The organism is Bacillus stercoris, assembly GCF_029772985.1.
Classification (GTDB): Bacteria; Bacillota; Bacilli; order Bacillales; family Bacillaceae; genus Bacillus; species Bacillus stercoris.
This window is the reverse complement of sequence record NZ_CP121861.1, coordinates 705,825-730,472: the sequence shown is the minus strand read 5'-3', so window position 1 is coordinate 730,472 and position 24,648 is coordinate 705,825. Positions and strand designations below refer to the sequence as shown.

Below are 24,648 nucleotides of genomic sequence, written 5' to 3'. Positions count from 1 at the left end.
GTATAAATAATTTACTAGTCCATGTATACCTCTCATTATCATATCATACCTTTTGTTATTTCCAAAGAATTTGCAAATAAGAAAAACAAAAACCTTCCGCGGACATCACGGAAGGCTTCTCTTCATTATTCAGTCGGTTCAATTAAGCCATATTTCCCGTCATTTCTGCGGTACACGACATTTGTAAGGTTTGTTTCCGCATTTGTGAAAACAAAGAAATTATGGCCGAGCATATTCATTTGCAAGATCGCTTCTTCACTATCCATCGGCTTTAAATTAAAGCGTTTCTGACGGACGATGTCCAAGCTCTCCTCCTCTTCTATATCATCCTGAACCGCAATATCTGTATCAGAGCTAAGGCCGTTTGCCAATAAATATTTCGGAGAGCCCTGCTCACGGAATTTACGGTTTACTTTCGTTTTATGCTTACGGATTTGACGTTCCAGTTTGTTTGTTGCGAGATCAATTGCGTTGTACATATCCTCGTTATGCACCTCGGATCGAAGCGCCAGATCTGTCATCGGAATCGTAACCTCAACCTTAGACTCCTTGTCATTGTAAAACTTCAAGTTGACGTTCACATCGGCATTCACGCTATGGTCAAAATAACGCTCCAGCTTGCCGATTTTCTTTTCGACATGATCCTTTAACGCAGGTGTCACTTCAATATTTTCTCCTCTGATGTGATAGTTCATCAAAGAACGCCTCCCTTTTATTAAGGATATGTATCTATTTCTCTTTTACCCTTTACAATTCCTGCTGAAACATAAATCTTTTGTGAAAATTCAGTGAACTTTGTCGAATATTGTTATTTACTGCTATTGGCGGTTCAGAGGTATATGTATATGCTGATTCAACAAAACAAATACCTCCCACACGCCTAATTGATTAAAAAGGGTTCCATACATTGATGAATAGACAGCATCCATTTTCTATAATGAATCAGAAAATGTTCCTTTAAAAACTCACAGAACTCATGAGAGGGAAAAGAGAAAGAGACCAATTGATCAAACTCCGCAAAAATTTGGTCAAAAGCTTTCACACAAATTTCAGCACACCGCGTATCCATAATAAAGAGAAGTGTTGAATGTGTTGAATCCAAATAAAAAAAGGCTTGGATCAGATCTTGATAGATCCGATCCCCTTCTGTTTTTGATAAATTCTCTTCAGCCTCTATCAAATAACATAACCCTTCTTCAATGGTAAAAAGAAGATGATAATAAGCTGATAAAAGCGTATAATCTTCAATGCTCTTCAAGGCACTCACCTATTTACGCTTGTCATAATATGTGCCGTCAATCGTAATATTGTTATAAGGATTTAAATACGTCGTATGCATCACACGTTTTCTTTTCATCTGCTGAAGTTCTGTTGCGATTGACTGCTTCAGTCTTTCCATTTCCTTCACAATCAGCTGATCCCATGTCAAGATGAGTTTCATCTGCTTTCGCTCTTCTTCTGAAAGCGGCAGAGATATCTCCTGAATCAGTTCAGACCGTGTAGCCACAAAGTCTTCAATTTGCTTTAAAAGTTCATCGCTTTCCGAGGTATCTTGTATGTGTGACAGCATACTCTTCGTCTCAGTGTATAGTTGATCTATGTTATTCATGCGATCCCGCCTGATCCGTGCCGGTCCTTCCGTTCACTTTGAATGGCTTGTTTCCAAGCATCGCGAAAATCTGTTACATAACCTTCAACCTCAGCCAGCATGCCCGTATCATTTTTGATGTTTGCCTGTACCAATCTTCGATACATATAATCGTACATCGCACCCATAGAAGCGGAAAGCTCTATGTTACGGTTAAGTGTAAAATTTAATTCCTGAATGATTTTTTGCGCTTTAATCAGATTTTCATTTTTACGTTCCATATCATCATTCTCAATGGCCTGAGAGGCAAGTCTTATAAATTTCAAACAGCCATTATACAGCATAAGCGTCAGTTCACCGGGTGTAGCCGTATTCACTGAATTTTGCTGATAGGCTGTATAAGGATTTTGGATCGCCATGTGTCATCCTCCAAATTACATTTATTGTGCAAGAAGCTGTGATAAATAGGACGCTTGTTCGTTCATTTTTTGAATCGCAGAATCCATTGCACTGAATTTTGTATAATAGCGGTTTTCTATCGTGGTCAACCGGTCCTGCATTTTGGTGATATCAGTGCTGATCGTGTTTAAATTTTTACCGATTGAGTAGTCATTGGTTCCCATTGTCGAGTTGCCGGCTTTTGCTTCAATGCTTTTCACCGTACTTTTCAGTGTGTCACCAATGCGTTTCATAATTCCTTTATCACTATAGGCACTGCTGTTCGTTCCGCTTGTAAATAAGGCGGCAACACTTTGCGGATCTTCTTGTATTTTGGCTTTCAGTTTGTCTTCATTAATCTCTAAATGGCCCCGCATTTGGTAAGCACCTGAGGTTGTGATACCAAATTCAGTTAATTGATAGGATTTTCCATCCGCATTCACTTTAGAATAAAAATCTGTCCGCATTTGGTTCGTACCTGTGCTGATGCTGCTATCATTTCTCAGCAAACCGCTTTTTGCCTTCTCTTCCCAGAGTTCTACCTCTTTATCGGACATGGCTTCTTTTTGTTCACTCGTCAGCGGCGTATAGTCTCTGTATTTTTCTTCTTGTAGCTTTTCGTTCAGGCTGTCAACCAATTCATTGTATTTATCTACAAACTCTTTAATTTGGTTGTAAATCCCGTCAACATCAGTAGATACAGATGTGGTAACAGGGCCTGTGGCTGCAGTTGTATTTTTGATCGAATAAGTAACGCCATTCACTGTGAAGTTGTTTGACAGCTTCTCCATTTCAAAGCCGTTGATGGTGACTTTTGCATTCGTTCCTTCTTTGTAAGCAGTAATCTTATTATCAGCGTCCAAAGAAAAACCTAGCTGGCCAGACATAAAATCTGCTGTAGAAGAGTCTGCTGCCTGTATGCTGCCTCCTGCACCTGTTGCTTTAGAAGAAAACGCAATCGTTTCTACGTACTCTGTACCATTCCAAATTTTATCTTTAAAAGCTGATACTCCCAGATCTGAGCTGTTAAGTTTAGAAATCACATTATCAATCGTATCGGCGCTCGTCACACTAATGTTCACTGTTTTTGCCGTTGTCTCACCAGGCGCAACAACGTTAAATGCCAAATTGTAATCGCCTTGTGTGTATCCTGTATAATTGTTTGCCTTATACGTCGCTGAAGTTGCTAAGCTCGCCACTTCAACAGTAGAAGAAGAGTTTGGTGCACTTGCGCTTCCTGTAGCAGTTAACACAGACTCATTAGAGCTTGTCACAGTTTTGCTCTGATACGTGCTAGGATATGTCAACGTATTTTTAGACATATAATCTTGCAATTCTTTTATTTTTGTATTGACTTCACGATAGCTGTCACGCTGCCATTCAAGAGTCTGCTTTTTTTGCTTCAGCTTATCAAGTGGCGCTCTTTCTGTCTGCATCAGCTTTGATACAATATCATCTATATCCATTCCTGACGCCAGACCTGTTATTCTTGTGACCATCTCAAACCACTCCTATTCTACTTTTTTTCATCTACAAATAACCCAAGAAATTCAGTCATAGCCGCATAAAAATCTAGCCACCGCTTTGGCGGAATTTCGCGGATCACTTCATTTGTAGAGTCCTCTATTACCTTTACATAGTATTCATTTAACTTGTCATGAAGCTCGAACTTCAGATGAACTTGCGAAGGTTCCAAAAGCTTGTTCATTTCCTCCACCATTTCAGCAAGATTGGTATATGAAACTTGATGAACAGGAACCTCGTTATCATTATCTTTCTGATTATGTATTTGAGTATCATAACGATCCCAAACAGGTTGTAACGTAGTGAGCCTTTCAATGTTCAATTGATCATCCCCTATGCCCCAATCTATCGTTTATATCGACTAAATGGAGATAAGATTACACATATTTTTGGAAAAAAATCTTCTGTTTTAGATTTCTTGTTTGGAAATACATTTATAAAAAGTTAGTGGAGAATCCGGTTATTATATCATGAGTTAGAGAAAGCAAGGAGAATGATTCGGAGTTAGAAATATAATAAAAGACCTTGGCAACGCCAAGGTCTTTTTTAAAATTAACGTAACAATTGAAGTACGTTTTGCGGCTGTTGGTTTGCTTGAGCAAGCATCGCTTGAGAAGCTTGAGAAAGAATGTTGTTCTTTGTGAACTCGCTCATCTCTTTAGCCATGTCAACGTCACGGATACGAGACTCAGCAGCTGTCAGGTTTTCACCAGAAGCGCTTAAGTTGTTGATTGTGTGCTCTAGACGGTTTTGCACCGCACCAAGTTTTGCACGTTGAGTAGATACATTATTGATTGCAGTATCAATAGTAGCTAAAGCATTATCAAACGTTGTTCCGTCTGCAGCAGCAGCAAAAGTAGTTACATCAAGAGTGTTCACTCCAAGTGCTGATGCACTCATGTTGCCAATGTTAACAGTAAGCTGTTGACCGCCATTAGCTCCAATTTGGAAATTAAGGTCTGCAGTTCCAGCTGCAAATGAACCGTCTAAAAGGTTTTTACCGTTGAATTGTGTTCTGTCAGAAATACCTTTACTTCCAGCTTCTCCACCAATCTCTTGTTTTAAAGAGTTGATTTCGTCTTGAATCGCTGCTAAATCAGTAGTATCTTGAGTTCCTGTGTTACCAGCTTGAACAGTAAGTTCACGCATACGTTGAAGGATTGCATGAGTTTCAGTCAATGCACCCTCAGCTGTTTGGATAAGAGAGATTCCGTCTTGAGAGTTTTTAGAAGCCATATCAAGACCTCTGATTTGTCCTCTCATTTTTTCAGAGATCGCAAGACCAGCTGCGTCATCTCCCGCACGGTTGATACGAAGACCTGAAGAAAGTTTCTCCATGTTCTTTTGTGATGCACTGTTGTTTGAAGACAAACGGTTCAGTGTGTTAAGTGCTGCGATATTGTGGTTAATTCTCATTTTTATTTCCTCCCTGAATATGTTGTTAAGGCACGTCCTTGTGCCTCAATTTTGTAATCGGCGGAGCCATTTGTGCCCTCTCCCGGCTACATCATTAATATCGGATTGTCTCTGATTTTGTTAATACAAAAATAAAAAAATCCTCACTTTTTTTGTGAGGATAATGCGGAGATCACATCGCTGGATAACGACGCCGCACGGTTATTTTCTTCCTGAATGGTTAAATAAATCTCTTTCCGATGAATATCAATATGCTTTGGGGCTTCAATTCCAAGCTTCACTTGATCCCCCTCAACCGCAATCACTTTCACTTCAATATCAGTGCCTATTTGAATCGCTTCGTTTATTTTCCGCGATAAAACTAGCATGATTCTCCTCCAATCGGATGCTTTGTCGTATATAAGGAGTCGTGTAAAACGACTTGCTTAGCCATCATGTTCTTGCGATTCACAATAATTGGAGCCAATAAATTCGCAGTAGACTTTTCGAATGGCTCTGCCATAGTCAGTATTGTCATGACTTCTATATCTTCAATATTTTCAATATCCAAAAGTTCAGCAGTTGATTCATCAAGGTCAAATTCATAATTCTTAAAGAAGATAAACGGACTTACGACGATAAACGCAAGATTTTCTGAAGTGACGGACTGCAGTGCCACGAATGGAGAGTCTTCTGAAAGCGGAAGAATGACGAACTGTTTTTCTTCTAAAAAACCTGGAATTCCGTTTTCAAAAAGAATGATTTGTTCTTCTTTTACGTTCATTTGGCCATGGTACTTCGTATGAATGATCATTGTTCACGATCCTTTTCTTTTTTTTACTTTTCGGGTGATTCTTTCGGGTATTCTACATCTATATTTAAATCAGGGTATTGGAGCATGTCAACCTTAACATTTCCTGGCGTATATTCAACAATAGGCTTATGCGGCTCAGCCTGAATAACAGGCTTTCGCGGCGTAATCTGAACATCAAGCTGTGACGAAGTATATTGTATTTTCACTCTCGAAAGAGAAGGAGCATAATGTTCGCCTAATTGAATTTGGTGCACCTCAGAGTTCCTCCTTGCTTGTGAAGCGATTGGGTTCCCCTTATTTTCAATTCTCATAAGCTCGTCTCCCTCTTCGGCAGTACGGGCTATCCCCTCCATTACATCCTCATGTCCTTGTTGGGCGGCTTCTTCAATTCTCTTGAAAACATGCTTTCTGTCTAATTCTTCCCATGCTTGTGTCTGGTCAATCGTGAGTTTTCCAGGTGTCACCGATATTTCCATTTCCGCACTCGGCTGTTCGATCTCAAGATCGGCTTGCGGCTGCTCCATTTTTAAGCTGGCGGGCGTCGTTGTTAAACCTATTTTCCCTTGAACACTATGCATAATCAATCTGGGAATCTGCATCACTCTACCTCCTGAACTATAAAAAAAGCGAACTCCTAAGAGCCGCTTACTTTAAAAAGTCAATCAATGTAGGCTGAACAATTTGCGCATTAACAGCCAGAGTTGCCCTGTGCACACTTTGCTGCGCAATAAATTCAGTTATTACTTCTTCCAGTTCTACATCTTCATTGTCTGACAACACTTTGGTAGCTGTTTCTTCTTGAGCTGAAAGTCTTGTATTAACCAGTTCAAGACGATTATATCTCGCTCCAAGATCAGAACGTTCAGCGCTCATGCCGTCAGAAAAATGATCAATATCATCTAAAACACTGTCCATGCCATCTAGCGAGCCAGAACTTAGTGCTTTCTCAAAAGAATCAAGCATTTCAAATACATTCTGTCCGCTTTCAGAAGTGCCTCCAAAAGCTGACTTTGGATCTGAATTCACTTTCAATGACATATTATTTGATATATTGACTACGACATCAGCTGTATCAGAAATTGTATAAGTTCCGTCTCCGTTATCTGTAACCGGAGGCTTATCTGAATTTGTCCCGTTAAAGATATATCTGCCGTTCACTTGTGTATTCGCAATATTTAATAGCTGTTCCTTTAGCTGCTTCACTTCTACGCCAATCGCTTGCCGCTCCGCCTCGCCGTTTGTATCATTTTGAGCTTCAACCGCTAATTCTCTGACCTTCGATAGGATGTCAATTCCTTCTGTAATGTTTGTTTCAGTGTTTTCGAGCCAGGTAAAGGCTTGAGAAGCATTGCTTTTGTACTGCTGCACTTGAGACAATTGCGTATTATACTTTAAGCTTTTCATTGCTACTACAGGATCGTCGGAAGCCTTTGAGATTTTTTTCCCTGAAGAAATCTGTGACTGGAGTTTATCCAGTTTTGAATAGCTCGAACCGATATATCTCAGTGAGTTTTGCTGTATCATGCCTTGTGTTACTCTCATATGACTTTACCTACCTTCCCCCAACACCCATGCCGTTGATCACTTTATCAAGCAATTCGTCTTGTAAAGTCACCATTCTTGCAGCTGCATTGTATGCGTGTTGGAATTGAATCATATTGGTCATTTCTTCGTCTAAAGAAACTGCGCTCATTTGCTGACGGTTTATGTCTGCATCATTCAGCTGTGTTTCTGTATTAGACGCCAGCCGATTAGCCTCTTGAGCTTCGATCCCTAGCTCGCCAATCAGACCCGCATAATAATCTAACACACTAGTTTCTTTGCCGTTAATGGTTATTTTGCCGGTTAAAACATTTGCTAATTTTGTAGCATTGGCGTTATCGTTTGCTGAACCAGTCAGTGAGAAAGCAATGTTTGCGCCTTTTGAATCTATTATACTGTCAGACACTTTAATCTTGCCCGCCGCTCCCTTTGCAGGTTCAGTTTCACCGCCGGTAAAATCAAAAAAGTCTCCGCCTTGTTCACCGCTCTTGGTCAAACCATTTCTGTGTACTTCATTGAAAGCTTTGACAAATTCAAGCGCCATATTGTCAAGATCAGAAAGCATTTCCGGGTATACGCCCTTTTCTTGACCGTCTGCTGTTATATACCCGTAAGACTCTATAAATCCTAAAAGAGATCCCTTGCTGCTGAAGGACTCCGCCTGCACAGCTTTATCTCCGATTGAAATACTTGATACTAAACCAGTTTCATTATCATAGTTGGCTGTAAGTTCTGAAACCTCGTAATTTTTACCGTCCAAAACAGTTCCAAGCGACTGTTTATTTTTATCAAGGATTTCAATTGATACAGTTCCCTCAGCAGACGAAAGTGCATTCCCGCCTGATTTGTTATAGCTGACTTTGATATCAACCATTGAGGATAATTTATCGATCAGCAAATCTCGCTGATCATATAAACCATTCGGAAGAAGCCCGACCGGTTCTACTTGTGCAATTTGCTTATTTAAACTGTTTAATTGAGAAAGCAGAGAATTGACATCCAACACAGTTGTATTTAACTCCGCTTTTAAATTCGATTGAACATTGGTAAGTGATTCAGAAATATAATTAAACGTTTCAGCTACAGCTTGTCCTTTTCGAGCAACAACAGAACGTGCACTTTCTTCATTTGTATTATTCGATAATTCCTGCAGGGAATTCCAAAACGAATTCAGCACACTGTTCAAGCCGCTGTCATCCGTCTCATTTAAAACGCCTTCCATTTGCGACAGCGCTTTAGCTTTCGTGTCATAGTATCCGGCACTGTTGTTTTGAAGACGGTATTGATAATCAAGAAAGATATCTCTTATTCTCTCAACTGACTTTCCTTGAACACCTGTACCCATTTGTCCAGCTGTTTTTTCTGCATTTTTGGATACCGCAGGGAAATAGTCAGTTGCCTCCAATGAGACCCGCTGTCTTGTATAACCATCAGTATTGGCATTTGCCACGTTATTTGCAGTCGTGCTTAACGCTGCCTGCTGAGCGCTTAACGCCCGCCTTGCAGTTTCAAGCCCCATAAAGGTAGATGTCATTTTCTGAATTCCTTTCTGCTAAGCTTTTGAATCAAAAAGTTTCATTCGGCTGCTCTTCGGCAGCTCAGCTTTAATTGATTTGCTGTAATTGAAGTTATTTTCCTTAGGAACCAGCATATCGTACGAAATAGAGATGAATTGCAGCGCGTCTCTCGTCAGCTGCCTATTCATCTCATTTACTTTTTTCAGACGTCCGAGAACTGTAGAAAGAGATTCGTATAGTTGTTCCAGCTCTTCCCTTTCGCTGCCTGAGGTTTTGGCGATACATGCGGTAATGGTGTTATTTTCGCTGTATCCGAGAAAGGCGGAGGTTGCTTTGATCCGGTCATCTTCTGTCTGCGTGATCGCTTGAATATATTTTTGCTCTTTTGTCAAAAGGTTTGAAAGCTCCTTTGTTTTGCCGGCTTTGAGCGCTTCCGTCTTTTCTTCAGACAGCGTGAGCAGGTGCTCATGCAGAACGCAAAGTCGCTTCAATTGTTCAATAATGGCCTTTGCTGACATGGGCTTTCTCCTTTTTATTGCTTTTTATAAAAATTAATCATATTTTTCGCTATGTGATTTGCGTCTACTTTGTATGACCCGTTTTCGATTTGCGCTTTAAGCTGCGCAATTTTTTCCTGTCGTGAACCAGCGACTGCGTCGGATGCATTTTGCATTTCTTTAGCCTGTGACGAAATTTCAATTTTATCTTGAGGCTGTGCAGCAGTTTTTTGCACCGCTTGCTTTTCATAATTTTTTTGATATGGATTAACGGATTGTGTTCCAAATTGATTGATTTTCATAGGATTCCTCTCGCTTTCCGTTGCAGTCTTTAAACAATCTTAACCCTTTTATCGACTGCGTTTTCAGTTAGTTTAGGGAATCAGCTGTTTTTGGTATTATAGGCATAGTATGTGTCTTTTTTACTATTTTCTTTCTCGATTTTCAGAGCGTCCTTGTGGTTCAAATGATCCATTTGAGCCTTGATATCGGACTGGCAAGCCTTGCAGAACTTGCCTTCTCGAATCGATGTTCCGCACCTTTCACAAGGGTATGCCAAATTAGGAAGATGAGTGATCTGAATTCGCTTCTGCCTGATGAATTTCAATATCAGCTCTTCTTCCACACCTGTTTCCTCAGTTATCCGGTTCAAAGTTGATTGCCGATTTTCCTGCTTTCTTAAAAATTTATAAACAGTCTCAAATGATTTTTCTTCTTCCTTAATACACGCCTGACATAAGGTTTGCAGCTTTGTCTTTAAAAATAAAGTATTACATTTCGGACAATTCGCCAGTTCTCCCATCTTTTTTTCTCCTTATTCGATAATATGCCTGTGTCAATTTCTAGTGATTATATCGGCATAAAAACAGAATCATTTAGCTTCTGATTAAGGTAAAAGATGCCACTGAAGCGGCTTTTCCTTTTTCTAATAAGCAGCGCGCTGCAAAATGCAAAGTGGCGCCTGTTGTATAAAGATCGTCTATTAAAATGATATTCATACCTTCTGCTGAATTGTTTTTTGTATCAAAAATACGCGCTGAAAGCAGGCGTTCTGTTTTCTTTTTCTTAGACTGTTTCTCATTATTCAGGCGGATGAGGGGATGGTGGATGGGCCTGCCTAAACATTCTGCCAGGAGCTGCGCCTGATTAAATCCGCGCTCCTCTTCCCGTACCTTGCTTAGCGGAATAGGAACAAGAACAAAATGCTTATCGGGGTATACCTTTGAAAAGGTTGAAGAAAAATCGCTTTTAAAAGCATTTATGATTTCTGCATCTCCTCTAAATTTAAAACGGGAGAGTGTTTCTTTCATCATATCATTATATGTGTAAACTGAACGATTTTGGCGGAGCAGCAAGCTGTGACTGATCCTTAATTTCCACGCCTCACAATCCCTGCATACCGCATAAACGGATTGAGGTCTGCCGCATATGGTGCAGATATGCCCTGTAATTTTTTTTAACTTGCTTCTGCAGGAATGACAGACCTTTTCGTCAGGCTTTAATAAAAAAAGTGCTCTCCATGTAACAGCTTGAGAAAATTGCGAATCGCATAGCAGACAGATCAGTTTATGAATGCCTCCTCCTGCTTTGTTTGGCATAAATCGCTTGGACTCTCTGATACCACAGCTGCAGATTCAGCCAAAATGACAAGCATAGCCGTATTTTTTTGTTTATCTACCATCTCTGCTTTCGTATATGCGATCTTTTTAAGATCAGTAACGTAGGATGGTCTCACTTTGTTTAAAGAAAGTGCCAGTACATCGTTTTGGCATACTTGGCACGTGCAGGCCATGTGAAGCTGGTCCATATAACGGTCGAGCAGTTCTTTCATTACGATTTCTTTTGAATTGACAAGCATTTTTACAGCTCCTCATCATCGGTTATATGAGTATACTGTACCACGTTTTCAAATAATGGCTAGTCTGTTCATTCATTTTTTGCTGCCAAGCCGTTCATTTCTTTTATATGCTTTTTTGCATCGAGCATACTCTTTGTTTTGCCGTAGTGAAAGAAAATGACATCGCCGTCTGCATGCTCTTTATGCCGGCCGGTTCTTCCTGCGATTTGAATAAGTGCGCTTTCCGTAAAGATAGAAGATTCCGCTCCCAGTACACCTGTTTGCACCTTGGGAACCGTAACGCCTCTTTCCAGTATTGTTGTTGTGATTAATAGATCGAGCTGACCATCTCTGAATCGCTGCACTTTCTCCTTTCTATGCTTGTCTTCCGCATGCACAGTCGCGGTTCGGCAATTAACATCTTTAAAGCTCGCAGCAGCCTTTTCTAGAATAGAAACGGAGGGAACGAATAAAAAAACAGGCCTGCCTTCTTTCACATGAAACTCTATCCATCTTTTCACCGCTGTCGGAATTTTATTTCGGTTTAATTTCTTCTTCCAGTTTCCACACCATACAAAGCGCGGTTCGGGTAAAGGTTGCCGGTGGTGTCTTGCGGGGATGCGAACTGAATGTAACCGTCCGTTCCGCGCTTTTCTTTTTAATTCTTTAGGAGGTGTTGCACTTAAATAAACGAGGGTGCTGTTTTTCTTTCTTGCTTTTTGAACAGCGAATTGAAGGGTTTGATCAGCAGAATACGGAAAAGCGTCAACCTCATCAACGATCATAACATCGAATGCATCTTTATATCGCAAAAGCTGATGCGTGGTGGAAATCATGAGCGGAGATAGCCGCCCTTTGTCATCGCTTCCTCCGTAAAGCGCTGAAATGTCAGCACCCTGAAAGGCAGCCTTGAGTCTTGGAGCAAGCTCTAATACAACATCGGTGCGAGGAGTTGCAATACATACACGCAGTCCTTGATTTAACGCTGATTCTATACCAGGAAATAGCATTTCTGTTTTACCAGCGCCGCAAACCGCCCAGATGAGGAGCTCTTCTCTTTTTGATATTGCTTCAATTAAAATATTGGCGGCTTTTTGCTGTCCGCTTGAAAGCTTACCGCCCCATGTCAGCTTAACAGACTTCCAGTTTTGTTCATCTCCCTCTTTCCATGAATATAAAGGAACCTCCTCACTCACTCTGCCCATCATGATACAGGAACGGCAATATAGCTGATCTTTTCCAAATGAGTGATAAAAAGAAAAATACCGCTTATCAGTTTGGCCGCACCTATTACATCTATAGCCCTGTTTATTTATTGATATAGAATTTTCAGTGGTGATATAGCCATTCTTGATATGCCATTCAATCATTTCATCGGAAAATGGGAGTTCAGTCCTGAGCAAATGACGGCTTTGAAGCGTCTGCTGCAATTCTCTAGAAAAGGAAATGTTCTTTTCAGTTGGCACCTTCACATAGCACCGCCTCCTTTCGAGACAGTATGCCTGAATGAATAGTTTCTGTCGAACAATCAAAATAGAAATATAAAAAAATCTCCGTTGCTAAAACGGAGATTTGGCCTTATTTAAAACACCAGCAAATTCCTAGCGCACCTTCACCCAAATGAGTGCCGATTACCGCGCCAAAATAGCTGTTATAAAATTCAACATGGGGATATCTTGCAGAAAGCTCTTCAATGATTTTCGCTGCTTCTTCCTCGCGATTAGCGTGGATAACGGCAGCACGCATAGGCAATCCTTTGCTTGCATCTTCATCTAAAAGCTCATAAATTCGCGAAATTGCTTTTTTACGTGTGCGAATCTTCTCAAAAGGCACAATTACCTTATTGTCAAAATGAAGGATAGGCTTTACCTTTAGAAGACTTCCAATGAAGGCTTGGGCGCTGCTTAATCGCCCGCCGCGCTGAAGATGAGCTAAGTCGTCTACCATAAAATATGCTCGAACTGTTTTTTTCATTTCTTCCAGTTCTTTTATAATATCTTCCGGCGATGATGCTCCGTTTTTAATTAATTCAGCGGCTTTAAGAGCATAAAAGCCTTGGGCTAAACAGCTTATCTCTGAATCAAATGGATACACATCAATATTGTCGACCATTGAATCAGCCGTTGCCGCACTGCTGAATGTTCCGCTGATCCCGCTGGAAAGATGGATACTGATGACCGCATCATAAGATTTGCCAAGCTCTTCATACAACGCAATCAGCTCGCCGATTGGCGGCTGAGAAGTCGTCGGGAGCTCATTATGTTTTTTTACTTCTTCGTAAAAGCTTTTCCAGTCCAACTCAATTTCTTCACGGTAAGCCTCCTCCCCAAAAACAACCTGGAGAGGGATCATATGTATCTGATGTTGTTCACGCATTTCTTTCGGAATATATGCCGTGCTGTCTGTTACGACTGCAATATTCATAGCTTCGATACCTGCCTTATTGCTTTATAACTCTATTGTAAGGGAAACGGCAGCCTAAAAAAAGACCTGCCTAGAAAAAGGCAAGTCTCCTAATATACTATCTCATTTCTACCCAGCCATTTTTAATGGCGACCACAACGGCTTGCGTCCGGTCGTTCACATTCATTTTTTGTAAAATATTGCTCACATGGTTTTTAACGGTTTTCTCACTGATAAACAATGATTCACCAATTCCGCGGTTGCTTTTTCCGTCTGCAAGCATCTGCAGCACTTCACATTCCCGCCTAGTTAGAATATGTAATGGTCTGCGGATTTCAGGGTAAACCTCGTGTTGAGGATGTGCAGAAACTCCGCTTGTTGCAAGACGGCGGAATTCGTTAACGAGGTTATGCGTAACCTTCGGATGAAGGTAAGAGCCGCCCTCGGCAACTACTTTAACCGCTTCAATTAATGTATCAGCATCCATCTCTTTCAGCAGATAACCTCTAGCACCTGTTTTCAGGGCATGTGTTACATAATTTTCGTCATCGTGAATTGATAGAATAATTACTTTAGATTCAGGATACAGCTCAACAAGCTGTTTTGTAGCTTCCACACCATTTACGTTTGGCATATTGATATCCATGATCACAACATCAGGATGATAGTGCTCAACAATACGAGCCGCTTCGTCTCCGTCATCACCTTCGGCTACCACTTCAAAGGTAGGTTCAAAATCCAATATCCGTTTAACACCTTCACGAAATAACTGATGGTCGTCGATAATAACAATGTTTACTTTAGTCACAAGCCACGCCTCCTTGTATTATTGTTCTATATACTCTAGCATTCGGTCAATATGCCTTTTGGCTCTATTTTACAAATCATAGTCAAAGAGATAACGGAACCTTAATCATAATAAATGTCCCAAGACCTATTTTCGAATCTATTGTCATCGTTCCTTCCAATAAATCTACTCTTTCTTTCATGCCCAGCAAGCCGAATGATTTGTTTTTCTTCTCTTTCGCTTCCTTCAGGTCGAACCCTTTACCGTTATCTTTTATCATTAAAATCACAAAATCATTTGTGATTTCAACTTTGACTGTAATTTCTTCAGATTCAGAATGCTTTAGCGCATTAGACACAGCTTCCTGTGCGAGCCTGAAGAGCGCAACTTCAAACTGAGGCGCTAGCCTCTGATCCTCTGTTTCTCCAATACACTGAAAATGTATTTTGACCTTCCCGTTATATTCTTCGGTTGTATATAGATATTTTCTTAAAGTTGGAATCAGGCCTAGGTCATCAAGGGCCATCGGTCTTAAATCATATATAATCCTTCTCACTTCGTAAAGGGCATTCCGAACATTTTGACGGAGATTTTTAATTTCTTGGAATCCGTCCTCTGCACCCCGGTCACGGAAAATCCGCTCGATTAATTCCGATCTCATCATAACATTCGCCAGCATTTGAGCGGGTCCGTCATGGATTTCTCTTGAAACTCTTTTTCGCTCTTCTTCCTGCGCCTCAATAATTCTTAAGCCGAAATCCTGTTTTGCCTGAGCATCTGCAAGAAGCAGTCCGACTTCGCGCAGATCCTGGTTCAAGTAATTAAGCACAACTGTAATTTGGCTTACTAATGATTCTGACCGCTCGATGATTTCCTGAAGCCCTAGCAATCTGCGCTCCAAATCATCCCGCCGTTCGCGCAATTGCTTCTCACGCTGCTGGATCATCGTCAATTCTACCTGCAGCTTATGGGCTTTTTCATAAGCATTGCGGATTTCCTCTTCACTGAATCTATGAAAATTACGGCTGACCTCGGATAAACGGTTTCTCGCATGGCGGGTTTGCACTTCAAGTTTATCTCCAAGCTCGATCACTTCATACACCTGCTGCTTAATTTGTTTCAGTTCTTCAACCAGCTGTTCATACTGCTGGCGTGACTGCTCCCCGATTTGAAAAACCTCGTCCTTGCTCCCGTCAACGGTTTTCAGCATCTTCATCAAAATAGAATCCAACACTTTGGAATCCATCTTTGTTTTATTCATAATTTCCCTCCGTCACGGCGTTGTCATATATTTTTATTATAAATGTAATTGATCTGCAAATTATGTCGAATTATAATGAAAGAATGCGTATATTCTAGAAAAAAACATTTTTATATACTATCTACTCTTTATGATACCAAAATACGCACAAAAATTCTAAAGACTGTACGAATTTGTATAGGCAGTCTTTTATGCTTAGCAGGAGGGTCAGCTAGCATGCTGCACAGCTATTTTACTGTGAAAGAAGCAGGAGAACACGAGATTGTTATAGAAAAATCGCGTTTTATCTGTCATTTAAGCCGTGTTTCTACCGAACAAGAGGCACAGGAATTTATACAGAAAATAAAGAAACAGCACTGGAATGCGACTCATAATTGCTCAGCTTACGTTATCGGCGAGAATGATCATATCCAAAAAGCCAATGATGACGGAGAACCAAGCGGTACAGCGGGAGTGCCGATGCTTGAGGTATTAAAAAAACGCGGACTTAAGGATACTTGCGCCGTCGTTACACGATACTTCGGAGGTATTAAGCTTGGGGCTGGCGGATTAATTCGCGCTTATGGGAAATCAGTGTCTGAAGGATTAAATCATATAGGTGTGGTAGAACGGAAGCTTATGCGTATCATGCATACTTCCGCAGATTACACATGGCTTGGCAAGATTGAAAATGAATTAAGGGAGTCACAATTTCTGTTAAAGGAAATCCATTATTCAGAAAATGTTGAATTCGAAACATACGTGGAAGAAAAGGAAACAAATGCTTTTTCTGAATGGATGACAGAACTGACAAATGGAAAGAGTGATATTAAAGAGGGAGAGTTGACGTATCTTGAAAAAGCCGTCAATCACATAAAGGAGACTGAATAATGGCTGAACGCGTTAGAGTGCGGGTGCGAAAAAAGAAAAAGAGCAAACGCAGGAAAATTATAAAAAGAATAATGTTATTGTTCGTCCTCGCCTTATTAGTAGTTGTAGGGCTTGGCGGATATAAACTTTATAAAACCATTAACGCTGCCGATGATTCGTACGATGCCCTATCTCGCGGGAATAAATCAAATCTTCGCAGCGAAGTTGTAGACATGAAGAAAAAACCGTTTTCTATTTTATTTATGGGAATAGAGGATTACGCGACTAAAGGACAAAAAGGGAGATCAGACTCTCTTATTGTAGTTACCCTGGATCCTAAAAATAAAACCATGAAAATGCTGAGTATTCCGCGTGATACACGTGTGCAATTAGCCGGTGACACAACCGGAAGCAAGACAAAGATCAATGCCGCTTACAGCAAAGGCGGTAAAGATGAGACAGTTGAAACTGTTGAAAACTTCTTGCAAATCCCGATCGATAAATATGTCACAGTTGATTTTGACGGATTTAAAGATGTGATAAATGAAGTCGGCGGTATTGATGTAGACGTGCCTTTCGATTTCGATGAAAAAAGTGACGTAAACGAAAGCAAACGGATTTACTTCAAAAAAGGCGAGATGCATTTAAACGGCGAACAAGCCTTGGCGTATGCCCGAATGAGAAAACAGGATAAACGCGGAGACTTTGGCCGTAATGACAGACAGAAACAAATCTTAAACGCGCTGATTGACCAAATGTCAAGTGCAAGCAACATTGCTAAAATTGATAAAATCGCAGAGAAAGCCAGCGAAAACGTTGAAACCAATATTCGTATTACTGAAGGTTTAGCGCTTCAGCAGATTTACAGCGGCTTTACCAGCAAAAAAATCGACACGTTGAGCATTACAGGGTCTGATTTGTATTTAGGTCCTAACAACACGTATTACTTTGAACCTGATGCTACAAATCTCGAGAAAGTCAGAAAAACGCTTCAAGAGCATTTAGATTATACTCCAGATACAAGCAGCACTGGCACTTCCGGTACCGGAAGTTCAACAGATGGGACTGACAGTTCAAGCGGTTCTGACAGCACTGGCACAACAACTGACGGCACGACGAGCGGAAGCAGCTATTCGAATGACAGCAGCACAAGCTCAAACGGTACACCGAATTCAACAACTGGTTCATCCTATTAAAAAATGCCCGGTCCTTTAGAGGATCGGGCATTTTTGCGCAGAAAAAACTCCGGCACATAAGCCGGAGTTTTTAATTCCTTTTCACCAGCCGTTTATAAAATTTCGTAAACGGTTTGAATTTTTCATTCACGAGTCCTGTCACTTCTGCTATGATTTGCATAAAAATGATTAAAATGAAGATAATAAACAAAGAGAGCCAAATTGTGGCAGTTTTAAGCACAATCGCACTGATACTGAAAATAAATCCAATCATATAAATAACTAAGACCGACATCCGATGTGAAAGGCCAAAGGCCATCAGTCTATGATGGATATGTGACTTATCAGGCGCTGAAATCGGCTGTTTGTTTAAGATTCTCCTGATAATAGCAAATGTTGTATCAAAAATCGGTACGCCTAATATAATAATCGGGATAACGATACTGAACAATGTGACACTTTTATACAAGCCTAATAATGAAAGAATCGAAATACTATACCCTAAAAAAAGTGAGCCCGTATCTCCCATAAAGATTTTTGCCGGATGAAAGTTGTAAAACAAAAATCCAAGCGTGCTGGCAATAACAACTAATGAGAGTGACAGAATGAGCACTTTTCCGCCGGATAGCGCCATGACGGCGATTGTTGACAGGCCAATAACAGAAAGACCGGCAGCAAGGCCATCCAATCCGTCAATCAGGTTAATTGCGTTCGTGATGCCGACAATCCATAATACGGTCAGCGGATAAGCCATCCATCCTAATTCAAATCGTTCTGTTAAAAAAGGTACTGAGAAAAAGTCCATTTTTAAGCCAGTGCTTACAATCATAATGGCTACACCTAATTGAATCAAAAACTTCACTTTTGCACTTAATTGATATTTATCATCAAGAATACCTAACACAATTATGATGAATGCTCCGGCTGTAATAGCCGTCATCCTTGTTTCAGTGTATATACCGGATGCAAGCACGCCTGCAACCACCCCGATAAATATGGCCAGCCCGCCCATCCGGGGCATGATTTTGTCATGTACTTTTCGATTGCTGGGCTGGTCAACTGCACCTATTTTAATCGCAATCCTTTTTACGATTGGGGTTATGATTAAAACTGTCAGCAGCGAGACAATAAACGCAACAACAATGCGAATCATGCGTTCGTCAAGCATAAAGAAGTCTCCTTTGGAATTAAATAAAGTCTTTATTTATATAGAGAACCGTTCCTTCCATTATACCTTCTCCTTAGTTATTATAACAAGCTTCATCAAAAAGAAACACGTATAATCAAAAAACGCGCATCCCAATTTATAGGACTACGCATGTTTTTGAATCCCTGTATATTTCATAATTTGTCTAAATAAGCAATCCCAATCTTGGGTGCGGGCGATGTTTCGGCGCATTTCTTTATAGGTCTCGTCTCCGTTTTGTCCGAGAACTTTTTCACAAGCGGCTATAAAATCAATCGGATGATCGCCCTCTACATATTCGTATACATAAGGCTTTTGCATTTTTGAGGTTGACGGAAGATTAGTGCCTACAACAGGTTTTCCTGCTGCTAAAAATTCAAATAGTTTCAGCGGAAACACAGCTTGGTTATACGGTGATTGTTTATATGGCATGATGCCAATGTCGATAAGCTCCATAAAATGAGGCACTTCTTTTGGATCTGCCGGACCGGTCCATATAACATTGGGAAGTCTCAGCAGCTCTTGAAACGAAACGTCACCATTGGTGGCATCCGGGCCAACCCATAAAAATGTCCAATCAGGCTTTTGCAGAGCGGCGGCTTCAATCATTTTAAAATCGAGCTTCGGTTTAATCCCGCCAATAAAGCCTAACACCGTTCCTTCTCTCCCCTGCAGTATACTGCGATCGGGAGCCTGTTTATGTGCAGAAAACAGTTCAAACTCCACACCGTTTTCCACAGTATGAACCTTTTCTCGCCCCACAGTCAGTTTTTTGCCTACTTCTTTATGAAGATAATCAGATGAACAAGTAATTGAATCTGCTCGTTGTATAATTCTCAGCTCTGCCGATTTTATGACTTTTCGCCGGAATTCAGACAGCAGATTTGAACGCCCGCTGATCGGCGCAGCCCATAGGTCACTGCAATCATAAATGACCTGATCCCAAGAAAACAGCGAAGACAGCAGCGGGAATCCCGGAAACGTGTACCATAAACAGCAGCGTTCACCGTTTGAAGAAGCAGATGCAAGCTCATCGAGTAAAGGCGAGAGCTTATGTCTGTAAAAAACATCTGTATATCGACCAAAACGAAACATTTTTTTCTGCAGCAGGTCTTTGACAGCGAATTGCCTGATGCCAGAATGGACTTCTTGAAATTCTTTCCCCTGGGCACTCGGAGCCGGACATACCCAAATGACTTCTTTCGTTTCCTCTTGAGCAGCTAAAAATTCTGCCAGCCGGTGCCTTCTGTATCTTAATTGGTCTTTTCCCCATTCAGCAGTGGCAACGATGACATGAATGATTGCTTCTTTTGTTTCCACCTTCATCACCTTTTCTCTCTGTTTGCGGCTATAATCTTTTTTTCACCGCGTTTTTGGCATATTGAACAAAACACCATGTCGCTTTCATGAAGTGAAGCCGTTCGATTTCCCTGTAGACAAACCACGTTTTTTTCGCAGCCTTCCATTTGTTGCTGGAAATTGAGTTGTTGACAAGCCGATATTCAGCAAGGCATTCATTCATTCCATAGGCAGTAAATCCTTTTTTTAAAAGAGACAGCCATGTGGCTAAGTCCTGTCTCGTTCTGATATTCGGCATTTGGATCTGTCCCGTTTGCTCTCTGTCAATCATCACCGTCAAGCAGCCGATAATTGTATTTTTCAGAGCATCATCGTACGTCAGCTTTTCAGGCGCATGAATGAATTTATCGAGCGGGGTTCCGTCCTGCTCCATTAAGCTGTAGCCCGTGAAAGAAAACGCACAGGAGCGCTCCATCATAAACGCGATCTGCTTTTCCAGTTTGTCTTTTTTCCATTTGTCATCACTGTCCAAAAATGCTACGTAACGCCCTTGAGCGCGTTCCAACGCTTTGTTGCGAGCAACCGCAGCTCCGCAGTTCTCCTCCAGATACACCACTTGAATTCTTTCGTCTATTTTTTCATACTGCTGTAAAATGTCGCGGGTCCCATCCGTTGAGCAATCATCCACGATAATCATTTCCCAATGAGGATGGCTCTGATCTAATACCGAATGAACCGTGTCTTCAATATAGTCACGCGCATTATAGGAAGGTGTAATGACAGATACGAGAGGTTTCCAATTGGTCATGATCACATCTCCATCGTATGATTTTAAAAGGATTCTCTGAAAAATTCAGGAATGACAACGAACATAAAGGCAATCGTAAGGCCAATCATAACGCCGAGAACTGCTTTCTTTTTCGGAGACATTCCGCCGCCTGCTGTCTCACTCACGGTTTCAGAATCTGTAACACTGGCCGCTTTTAGATTAAGCTGAGTATTTTTAAGTTCATACAAAAATCTCTCTTTATCCACTTTGGAATCCTCGCTCACCTTCTCACCTTCAAGCGCATCGATGCTGCTGCGGATGACGGCTTCTCTTTCTGCATACAGCTTTTGATCGTTTTTGAGAAAGGTGGAGGAAATGGCGTTTAGGACAGATTCCGTTCGATCCTTATCCTCGTCGCTATAGCTTAAAGTCAGTAACGATTTAGATTCTGTTTTGATGGTAAGCTTCTCTTTGATTTTTGCTATATCTTCATCCTTTTCATCAGGAAGCGCCTCCTTCAAAAAAGAATCGCTCTTTAGCAGAAGCGGAATCTCCTCCGTGCTGTTATAAATCGGATGATCATAGCTCCCCACAGCCAAAGTGTCCTCAGCTGTATAGCTCTTTTGACCAGCGATTTGTGACGGCAGGATATACCCCGCCGCACCTAATATAATTGGCACCGCTATGATCCAAATGATATTTTTTTTTATGCGACGGGCTATTCTTATCAATATATCGTTCATATAAGTCTCCCTGCTTTTTGTAGTCTGTTTATCTGTACATCGGCTCAGGCATTTGTCTGGACCGCCTTAACACATTCACAGCGGCGATGACTAGCGCCATAAACACCCAATGGAAAAATAAATTTGAAACAGAGCTTGGGCTGATACTTGATACCAGGAAACTGACCATAGCGGTAATAAGCCCTTCTGTGATCAGTTTTGACTGATTTTCTAATTTTCTTTCATAAAACTTGTAAAGCACCCATATGAGGTAGGCATAAATGGACAGATATCCCAGCATGATGAACAAGCCAAAATTAGCAAGAATTTCAACGAGCCAGTTATGCACCTCTGCCACATTGTCCGTATCATATAAAGCATAATGCTCAAGATAATAGGATACATTTCCTGCCCCGACTCCGAATCCGTATGAATCCAGGAAGAAATGCCAAGCGTTTTTCAGCAGATTGGCCCGGGCCACATTTGATGGAAGCCTGTCATGAAATGAATGCAGCGTCTGCGGGGCCAGAAACAGCTCCCAAAACTTCGAATACATTTTGCTGGCGAAAAGAACTGCGAAAAGAGCAATTCCCGCCACCGACAGCCAGATGGCCATTTTCTTTAAAATAGGCGGCAAAACAATGAAAATGTAAACTGCAACACCTGCAAAAATCCCCAGAAGACTGGCTCTTGAACCAGTAGCAAAAATTAAATACAACGCACAGAGCGAGAGCACAAGGCCAATCGCCTTGATGTATCCATTCTTACTGTTTTTCATCATTGTGATGTAAAAAAAGAAGCTGATCGATAAAAAGGTCGCAAAGTCATTTTGATTAAAAAAGACTGATGTCGGATAATGCTGCTTATACTCCGGTCCGCTGTACAATGTGGAACTCGCAAGATGATGGTGGGTGATATGATTGTAAAAACCAATGATCATCAGAAATACTGTCATCACCAGCCAAATGGCATAAACAATCATCAGCCGCTCGATTTTTTGCACGTACATGACAATGAGATAAATGAAGAAAATTCCCATTGCCAATAAGGCCAAATATTTGAGGCCAGCTGTTACCGACTTGGCCCATAGCAGAGAAACAAGGCCGTATATAAACCAAAAGGCGAAAAAGAGCAATATCCCTTTCACCTGCAGCCCATTCCATCTTTCGATATGGGTACGATTCCGAACCATGCCAATAATGTGAAGGCACCCGGCGGCAATGAGTAGAAGCCTGTAAAGGAACAAACTGAAAAATCCAAGATGAATGGCGAAAAATGCATTATTTAAAAAAGTGCAGGCGATCAAAATATAGATTACAGCCATAAAGAGCCGTTCTTTTGTTGTAAATGCGGTTGCAAGCGCCAGCGCGAACAGACCAATTGCCAACACCGCAAGCACAGCGGCCATCTGCACGAAACCTATATCTTTATGGATGGCTCCCACTAATAGAACGACTCCTAATATAGCAGCGGCCAGTAACGCTAGCGTATGGACCGCTGATCGTTTGATACTCACATGTTTAACCCCTTTCCTGATGTTTCAGGAGCCGGCGGCCGAGCCTAGCAGCCGGCAGCTTCAGCCAAGTAATACTTTTTCTTTTTATAAATTGACGCTCCCAAAGTCTTTAGCCAATTCCTCAAGCGGCAAACCCGGAAAATACTTGTCAGAGGGTTCCGTTCCTCGAACAGCGGGACGGCCGATAGAGTGGTAAATGTATCCGGCTGCCTGCATCTCTTCAAGTGAAAATAAATTTCTGCCGTCGATGATGATGGGCTGTTTTAAGAGGGTTTTCACTTTCACAAGCTCCATTTCTTTTACTTCCGGCCAGTCTGTTAAGATGAGGCATGCATCTGTGTGCTCAATCGCAGCATACACATCTGTGTAATACTCGACCTGTTCGCCAAGGATTGCTGAAGCTTCAGGAATGGCAATCGGATCGTATGCTTTTACATGGGCGCCCAGCTGCTGCAGCATCGGGATAATATCAAGCGCTGGAGCAGATCTCACATCGTTCGTATTCGGTTTGAAGGCCAATCCAAGGACTGAAATGGTTCTTCCCTTGATGCTTCCCATAACAGTCAAAAGTTTATCTACAATATGAACACGCTGCTTTTCGTTCGTTTCAATGACAGCTTCAATGAGCTTGAATGGATAGCCGGCCGATTTTGCGATTTGCAGCAGTGCAGTTGTATCCTTAGGGAAGCATGAACCGCCAAACCCAATACCAGCTTTAAGGAACTTTCTGCCGATCCGGCTGTCAAGCCCAACGCCATCAGCAACCTTTGAAACGTCTGCGCCGACTCGCTCACAGATGTTTGCAATATCATTGATAAAGGAAATCTTTGTTGCCAGAAATGCATTCGCAGCGTATTTAATCATTTCTGCACTTTCTAGATTTGTTTTAATGACAGGAGCATGGAATGGCTGATGCAGATCCTCAATGATGGCAGCGGCTTTATGACTTGTTGAACCAATCACGGCACGCTCCATATTCATCGTGTCATGAATTGCTGAGCCCTCCCGAAGAAATTCAGGGTTAGATACAACATCAAAAGAGTATCTTCCCCTTGAGGCTTTTTGAACGATAGATTGCACCAGTTTCCCTGTTCCGACCGGGACTGTGCTTTTATTTACGATCACTTTGTAGCCGTTAAGATGCTCACCGATTGTTTTCGCCGCCGCTTTTACGTACGTTAAATCAGCTTCACCTGTTTTTGACATAGGCGTTCCGACTGCAATATATATAATATCTGAGGCTCGAATGGCGGACGGGATATCGTTCGTAAAGGTCAGGCGCTGACCCAGCACATTTTTTTCAACTAAGTCTGCAAGCCCTGGTTCATAGATTGGGATTACTCCATTTTTCAGACTTCTGATTTTTGATTCGTCGATATCACAGCAAACAACTTTATTGCCGATTTCCGCAAAGCAAGTGCCTGACACGAGTCCCACATAACCTGTTCCAATCACAGCTATTTTTTTCACAGCGCTCATCCCTCTCCTGTAAAATGATCTTCCTATTTATATTGGTCGCAGTTTCTGAC

General features: G+C 41.4%; 29 protein-coding genes. 2 read left to right on the top strand and 27 right to left on the bottom strand.

All coding sequences use genetic code 11. The features are described 5' to 3' along the window. Window positions 1–125: 125 nt before the first annotated feature. The 21 genes from hpf to degS all read right to left on the bottom strand — a co-directional run bounded on the left by hpf (window position 126) and on the right by degS (window position 15,603). Window positions 126–695: a ribosome hibernation promotion factor gene (gene hpf / locus QA442_RS03770; protein ID WP_095431977.1), complete on the bottom strand. Its 570-nt coding sequence runs from the start codon at window positions 693–695 to the stop codon at window positions 126–128. Between the two features lie 185 nt (window positions 696–880). Continuing rightward, window positions 881–1,258, bottom strand: coding sequence for a DUF8042 domain-containing protein (locus QA442_RS03765; protein ID WP_095431978.1), 378 nt, complete (start codon window positions 1,256–1,258; stop codon window positions 881–883). A 9-nt stretch (window positions 1,259–1,267) separates the two neighbouring features. Continuing rightward, a complete protein-coding gene (fliT, locus tag QA442_RS03760) occupies window positions 1,268–1,609 on the bottom strand; it encodes a flagella biosynthesis regulatory protein FliT (protein WP_095431979.1) in 342 nt (113 codons plus the stop codon). After that, a complete protein-coding gene (gene fliS, locus QA442_RS03755; RefSeq protein WP_095431980.1) occupies window positions 1,606–2,007 on the bottom strand; it encodes a flagellar export chaperone FliS in 402 nt (133 codons plus the stop codon). The genes fliT and fliS overlap by 4 nt, the downstream gene beginning before the upstream one ends. A 21-nt stretch (window positions 2,008–2,028) precedes the next feature. Next, window positions 2,029–3,525, bottom strand: a complete 1,497-nt coding sequence (locus tag QA442_RS03750; RefSeq protein ID WP_095431981.1) for a flagellar hook-associated protein 2 — start codon at window positions 3,523–3,525, stop codon at window positions 2,029–2,031. Window positions 3,526–3,542: 17 nt separating this feature from the next. Next, on the bottom strand, window positions 3,543–3,872 hold the full coding sequence (gene flaG / locus QA442_RS03745; protein WP_095431982.1) for a flagellar protein FlaG: 330 nt from the start codon (window positions 3,870–3,872) through the stop codon (window positions 3,543–3,545). Window positions 3,873–4,102: 230 nt separating this feature from the next. Then, complete coding sequence (gene hag / locus QA442_RS03740) at window positions 4,103–4,966, bottom strand: flagellin Hag (protein WP_095431983.1); 864 nt, start codon at window positions 4,964–4,966, stop codon at window positions 4,103–4,105. A gap of 143 nt (window positions 4,967–5,109) precedes the next feature. Then, window positions 5,110–5,334 (bottom strand): carbon storage regulator CsrA, encoded by a 225-nt coding sequence (gene csrA, locus QA442_RS03735; RefSeq protein WP_069838614.1) that lies wholly within the window; start codon window positions 5,332–5,334, stop codon window positions 5,110–5,112. Then, window positions 5,328–5,759, bottom strand: a complete 432-nt coding sequence (gene fliW / locus QA442_RS03730; RefSeq protein WP_069150416.1) for a flagellar assembly protein FliW — start codon at window positions 5,757–5,759, stop codon at window positions 5,328–5,330. Before fliW ends, csrA begins: the two co-directional genes overlap by 7 nt. A gap of 23 nt (window positions 5,760–5,782) precedes the next feature. After that, window positions 5,783–6,358, bottom strand: coding sequence for a DUF6470 family protein (locus QA442_RS03725; protein ID WP_095431984.1), 576 nt, complete (start codon window positions 6,356–6,358; stop codon window positions 5,783–5,785). 46 nt (window positions 6,359–6,404) lie between these two features. Continuing rightward, window positions 6,405–7,301 carry a flagellar hook-associated protein FlgL gene (flgL, locus tag QA442_RS03720; RefSeq protein WP_040081667.1) on the bottom strand — a complete coding sequence of 299 codons (897 nt, stop codon included), beginning with the start codon at window positions 7,299–7,301 and terminating at the stop codon, window positions 6,405–6,407. Between the two features lie 10 nt (window positions 7,302–7,311). Beyond that, entirely contained in the window at window positions 7,312–8,835 is a 1,524-nt protein-coding gene (gene flgK / locus QA442_RS03715; protein ID WP_095431985.1) for a flagellar hook-associated protein FlgK, read from the bottom strand. A gap of 18 nt (window positions 8,836–8,853) precedes the next feature. Continuing rightward, on the bottom strand, window positions 8,854–9,336 hold the full coding sequence (gene flgN, locus QA442_RS03710; protein ID WP_014665556.1) for a flagellar protein FlgN: 483 nt from the start codon (window positions 9,334–9,336) through the stop codon (window positions 8,854–8,856). Window positions 9,337–9,350: 14 nt separating this feature from the next. After that, window positions 9,351–9,617 carry a flagellar biosynthesis anti-sigma factor FlgM gene (gene flgM / locus QA442_RS03705; RefSeq protein WP_014665557.1) on the bottom strand — a complete coding sequence of 89 codons (267 nt, stop codon included), beginning with the start codon at window positions 9,615–9,617 and terminating at the stop codon, window positions 9,351–9,353. A gap of 80 nt (window positions 9,618–9,697) precedes the next feature. Further along, window positions 9,698–10,117 carry a TIGR03826 family flagellar region protein gene (locus tag QA442_RS03700; RefSeq protein WP_095431986.1) on the bottom strand — a complete coding sequence of 140 codons (420 nt, stop codon included), beginning with the start codon at window positions 10,115–10,117 and terminating at the stop codon, window positions 9,698–9,700. 73 nt (window positions 10,118–10,190) lie between these two features. Further along, on the bottom strand, window positions 10,191–10,913 hold the full coding sequence (locus tag QA442_RS03695; protein WP_141237723.1) for a double zinc ribbon domain-containing protein: 723 nt from the start codon (window positions 10,911–10,913) through the stop codon (window positions 10,191–10,193). After that, window positions 10,877–11,173: a late competence protein ComFB gene (gene comFB / locus QA442_RS03690; protein WP_014665560.1), complete on the bottom strand. Its 297-nt coding sequence runs from the start codon at window positions 11,171–11,173 to the stop codon at window positions 10,877–10,879. Before comFB ends, QA442_RS03695 begins: the two co-directional genes overlap by 37 nt. Window positions 11,174–11,241: 68 nt before the next feature. Next, window positions 11,242–12,624 (bottom strand): ATP-dependent helicase ComFA, encoded by a 1,383-nt coding sequence (comFA, locus tag QA442_RS03685; protein ID WP_095431987.1) that lies wholly within the window; start codon window positions 12,622–12,624, stop codon window positions 11,242–11,244. A gap of 106 nt (window positions 12,625–12,730) precedes the next feature. Further along, a complete protein-coding gene (locus QA442_RS03680) occupies window positions 12,731–13,576 on the bottom strand; it encodes a DegV family protein (protein WP_095431988.1) in 846 nt (281 codons plus the stop codon). Window positions 13,577–13,673: 97 nt separating this feature from the next. After that, window positions 13,674–14,363 carry a two-component system response regulator DegU gene (gene degU, locus QA442_RS03675; protein WP_003219701.1) on the bottom strand — a complete coding sequence of 230 codons (690 nt, stop codon included), beginning with the start codon at window positions 14,361–14,363 and terminating at the stop codon, window positions 13,674–13,676. A gap of 82 nt (window positions 14,364–14,445) precedes the next feature. Then, window positions 14,446–15,603, bottom strand: a complete 1,158-nt coding sequence (degS, locus tag QA442_RS03670) for a two-component sensor histidine kinase DegS (protein WP_014665563.1) — start codon at window positions 15,601–15,603, stop codon at window positions 14,446–14,448. Between the two features lie 216 nt (window positions 15,604–15,819). Between degS and QA442_RS03665 the strand changes: the two genes are divergently transcribed. Beyond that, complete coding sequence (locus QA442_RS03665; protein ID WP_014665564.1) at window positions 15,820–16,473, top strand: YigZ family protein; 654 nt, start codon at window positions 15,820–15,822, stop codon at window positions 16,471–16,473. Beyond that, window positions 16,473–17,648, top strand: a complete 1,176-nt coding sequence (gene tagV / locus QA442_RS03660; protein WP_095431989.1) for a polyisoprenyl-teichoic acid--peptidoglycan teichoic acid transferase TagV — start codon at window positions 16,473–16,475, stop codon at window positions 17,646–17,648. The genes QA442_RS03665 and tagV overlap by 1 nt, the downstream gene beginning before the upstream one ends. A gap of 70 nt (window positions 17,649–17,718) precedes the next feature. On the opposite strand, the gene QA442_RS03655 is transcribed toward tagV, so the two are convergent. The 6 genes from QA442_RS03655 to tuaD all read right to left on the bottom strand — a co-directional run bounded on the left by QA442_RS03655 (window position 17,719) and on the right by tuaD (window position 24,589). Then, window positions 17,719–18,795, bottom strand: a complete 1,077-nt coding sequence (locus QA442_RS03655) for an MraY family glycosyltransferase (protein ID WP_069838605.1) — start codon at window positions 18,793–18,795, stop codon at window positions 17,719–17,721. Window positions 18,796–18,939: 144 nt separating this feature from the next. Then, complete coding sequence (tuaH, locus tag QA442_RS03650; protein ID WP_095432031.1) at window positions 18,940–20,133, bottom strand: teichuronic acid biosynthesis protein TuaH; 1,194 nt, start codon at window positions 20,131–20,133, stop codon at window positions 18,940–18,942. Between the two features lie 28 nt (window positions 20,134–20,161). Beyond that, complete coding sequence (tuaG, locus tag QA442_RS03645) at window positions 20,162–20,920, bottom strand: teichuronic acid biosynthesis protein TuaG (RefSeq protein ID WP_095431990.1); 759 nt, start codon at window positions 20,918–20,920, stop codon at window positions 20,162–20,164. A gap of 23 nt (window positions 20,921–20,943) precedes the next feature. Then, window positions 20,944–21,624 carry a teichuronic acid biosynthesis protein TuaF gene (gene tuaF, locus QA442_RS03640; RefSeq protein WP_095431991.1) on the bottom strand — a complete coding sequence of 227 codons (681 nt, stop codon included), beginning with the start codon at window positions 21,622–21,624 and terminating at the stop codon, window positions 20,944–20,946. 28 nt (window positions 21,625–21,652) lie between these two features. Next, a complete protein-coding gene (gene tuaE, locus QA442_RS03635; RefSeq protein ID WP_069838601.1) occupies window positions 21,653–23,119 on the bottom strand; it encodes a teichuronic acid biosynthesis protein TuaE in 1,467 nt (488 codons plus the stop codon). Between the two features lie 84 nt (window positions 23,120–23,203). Beyond that, complete coding sequence (gene tuaD, locus QA442_RS03630; RefSeq protein WP_081483690.1) at window positions 23,204–24,589, bottom strand: UDP-glucose 6-dehydrogenase TuaD; 1,386 nt, start codon at window positions 24,587–24,589, stop codon at window positions 23,204–23,206. Window positions 24,590–24,648: the final 59 nt, after the last annotated feature.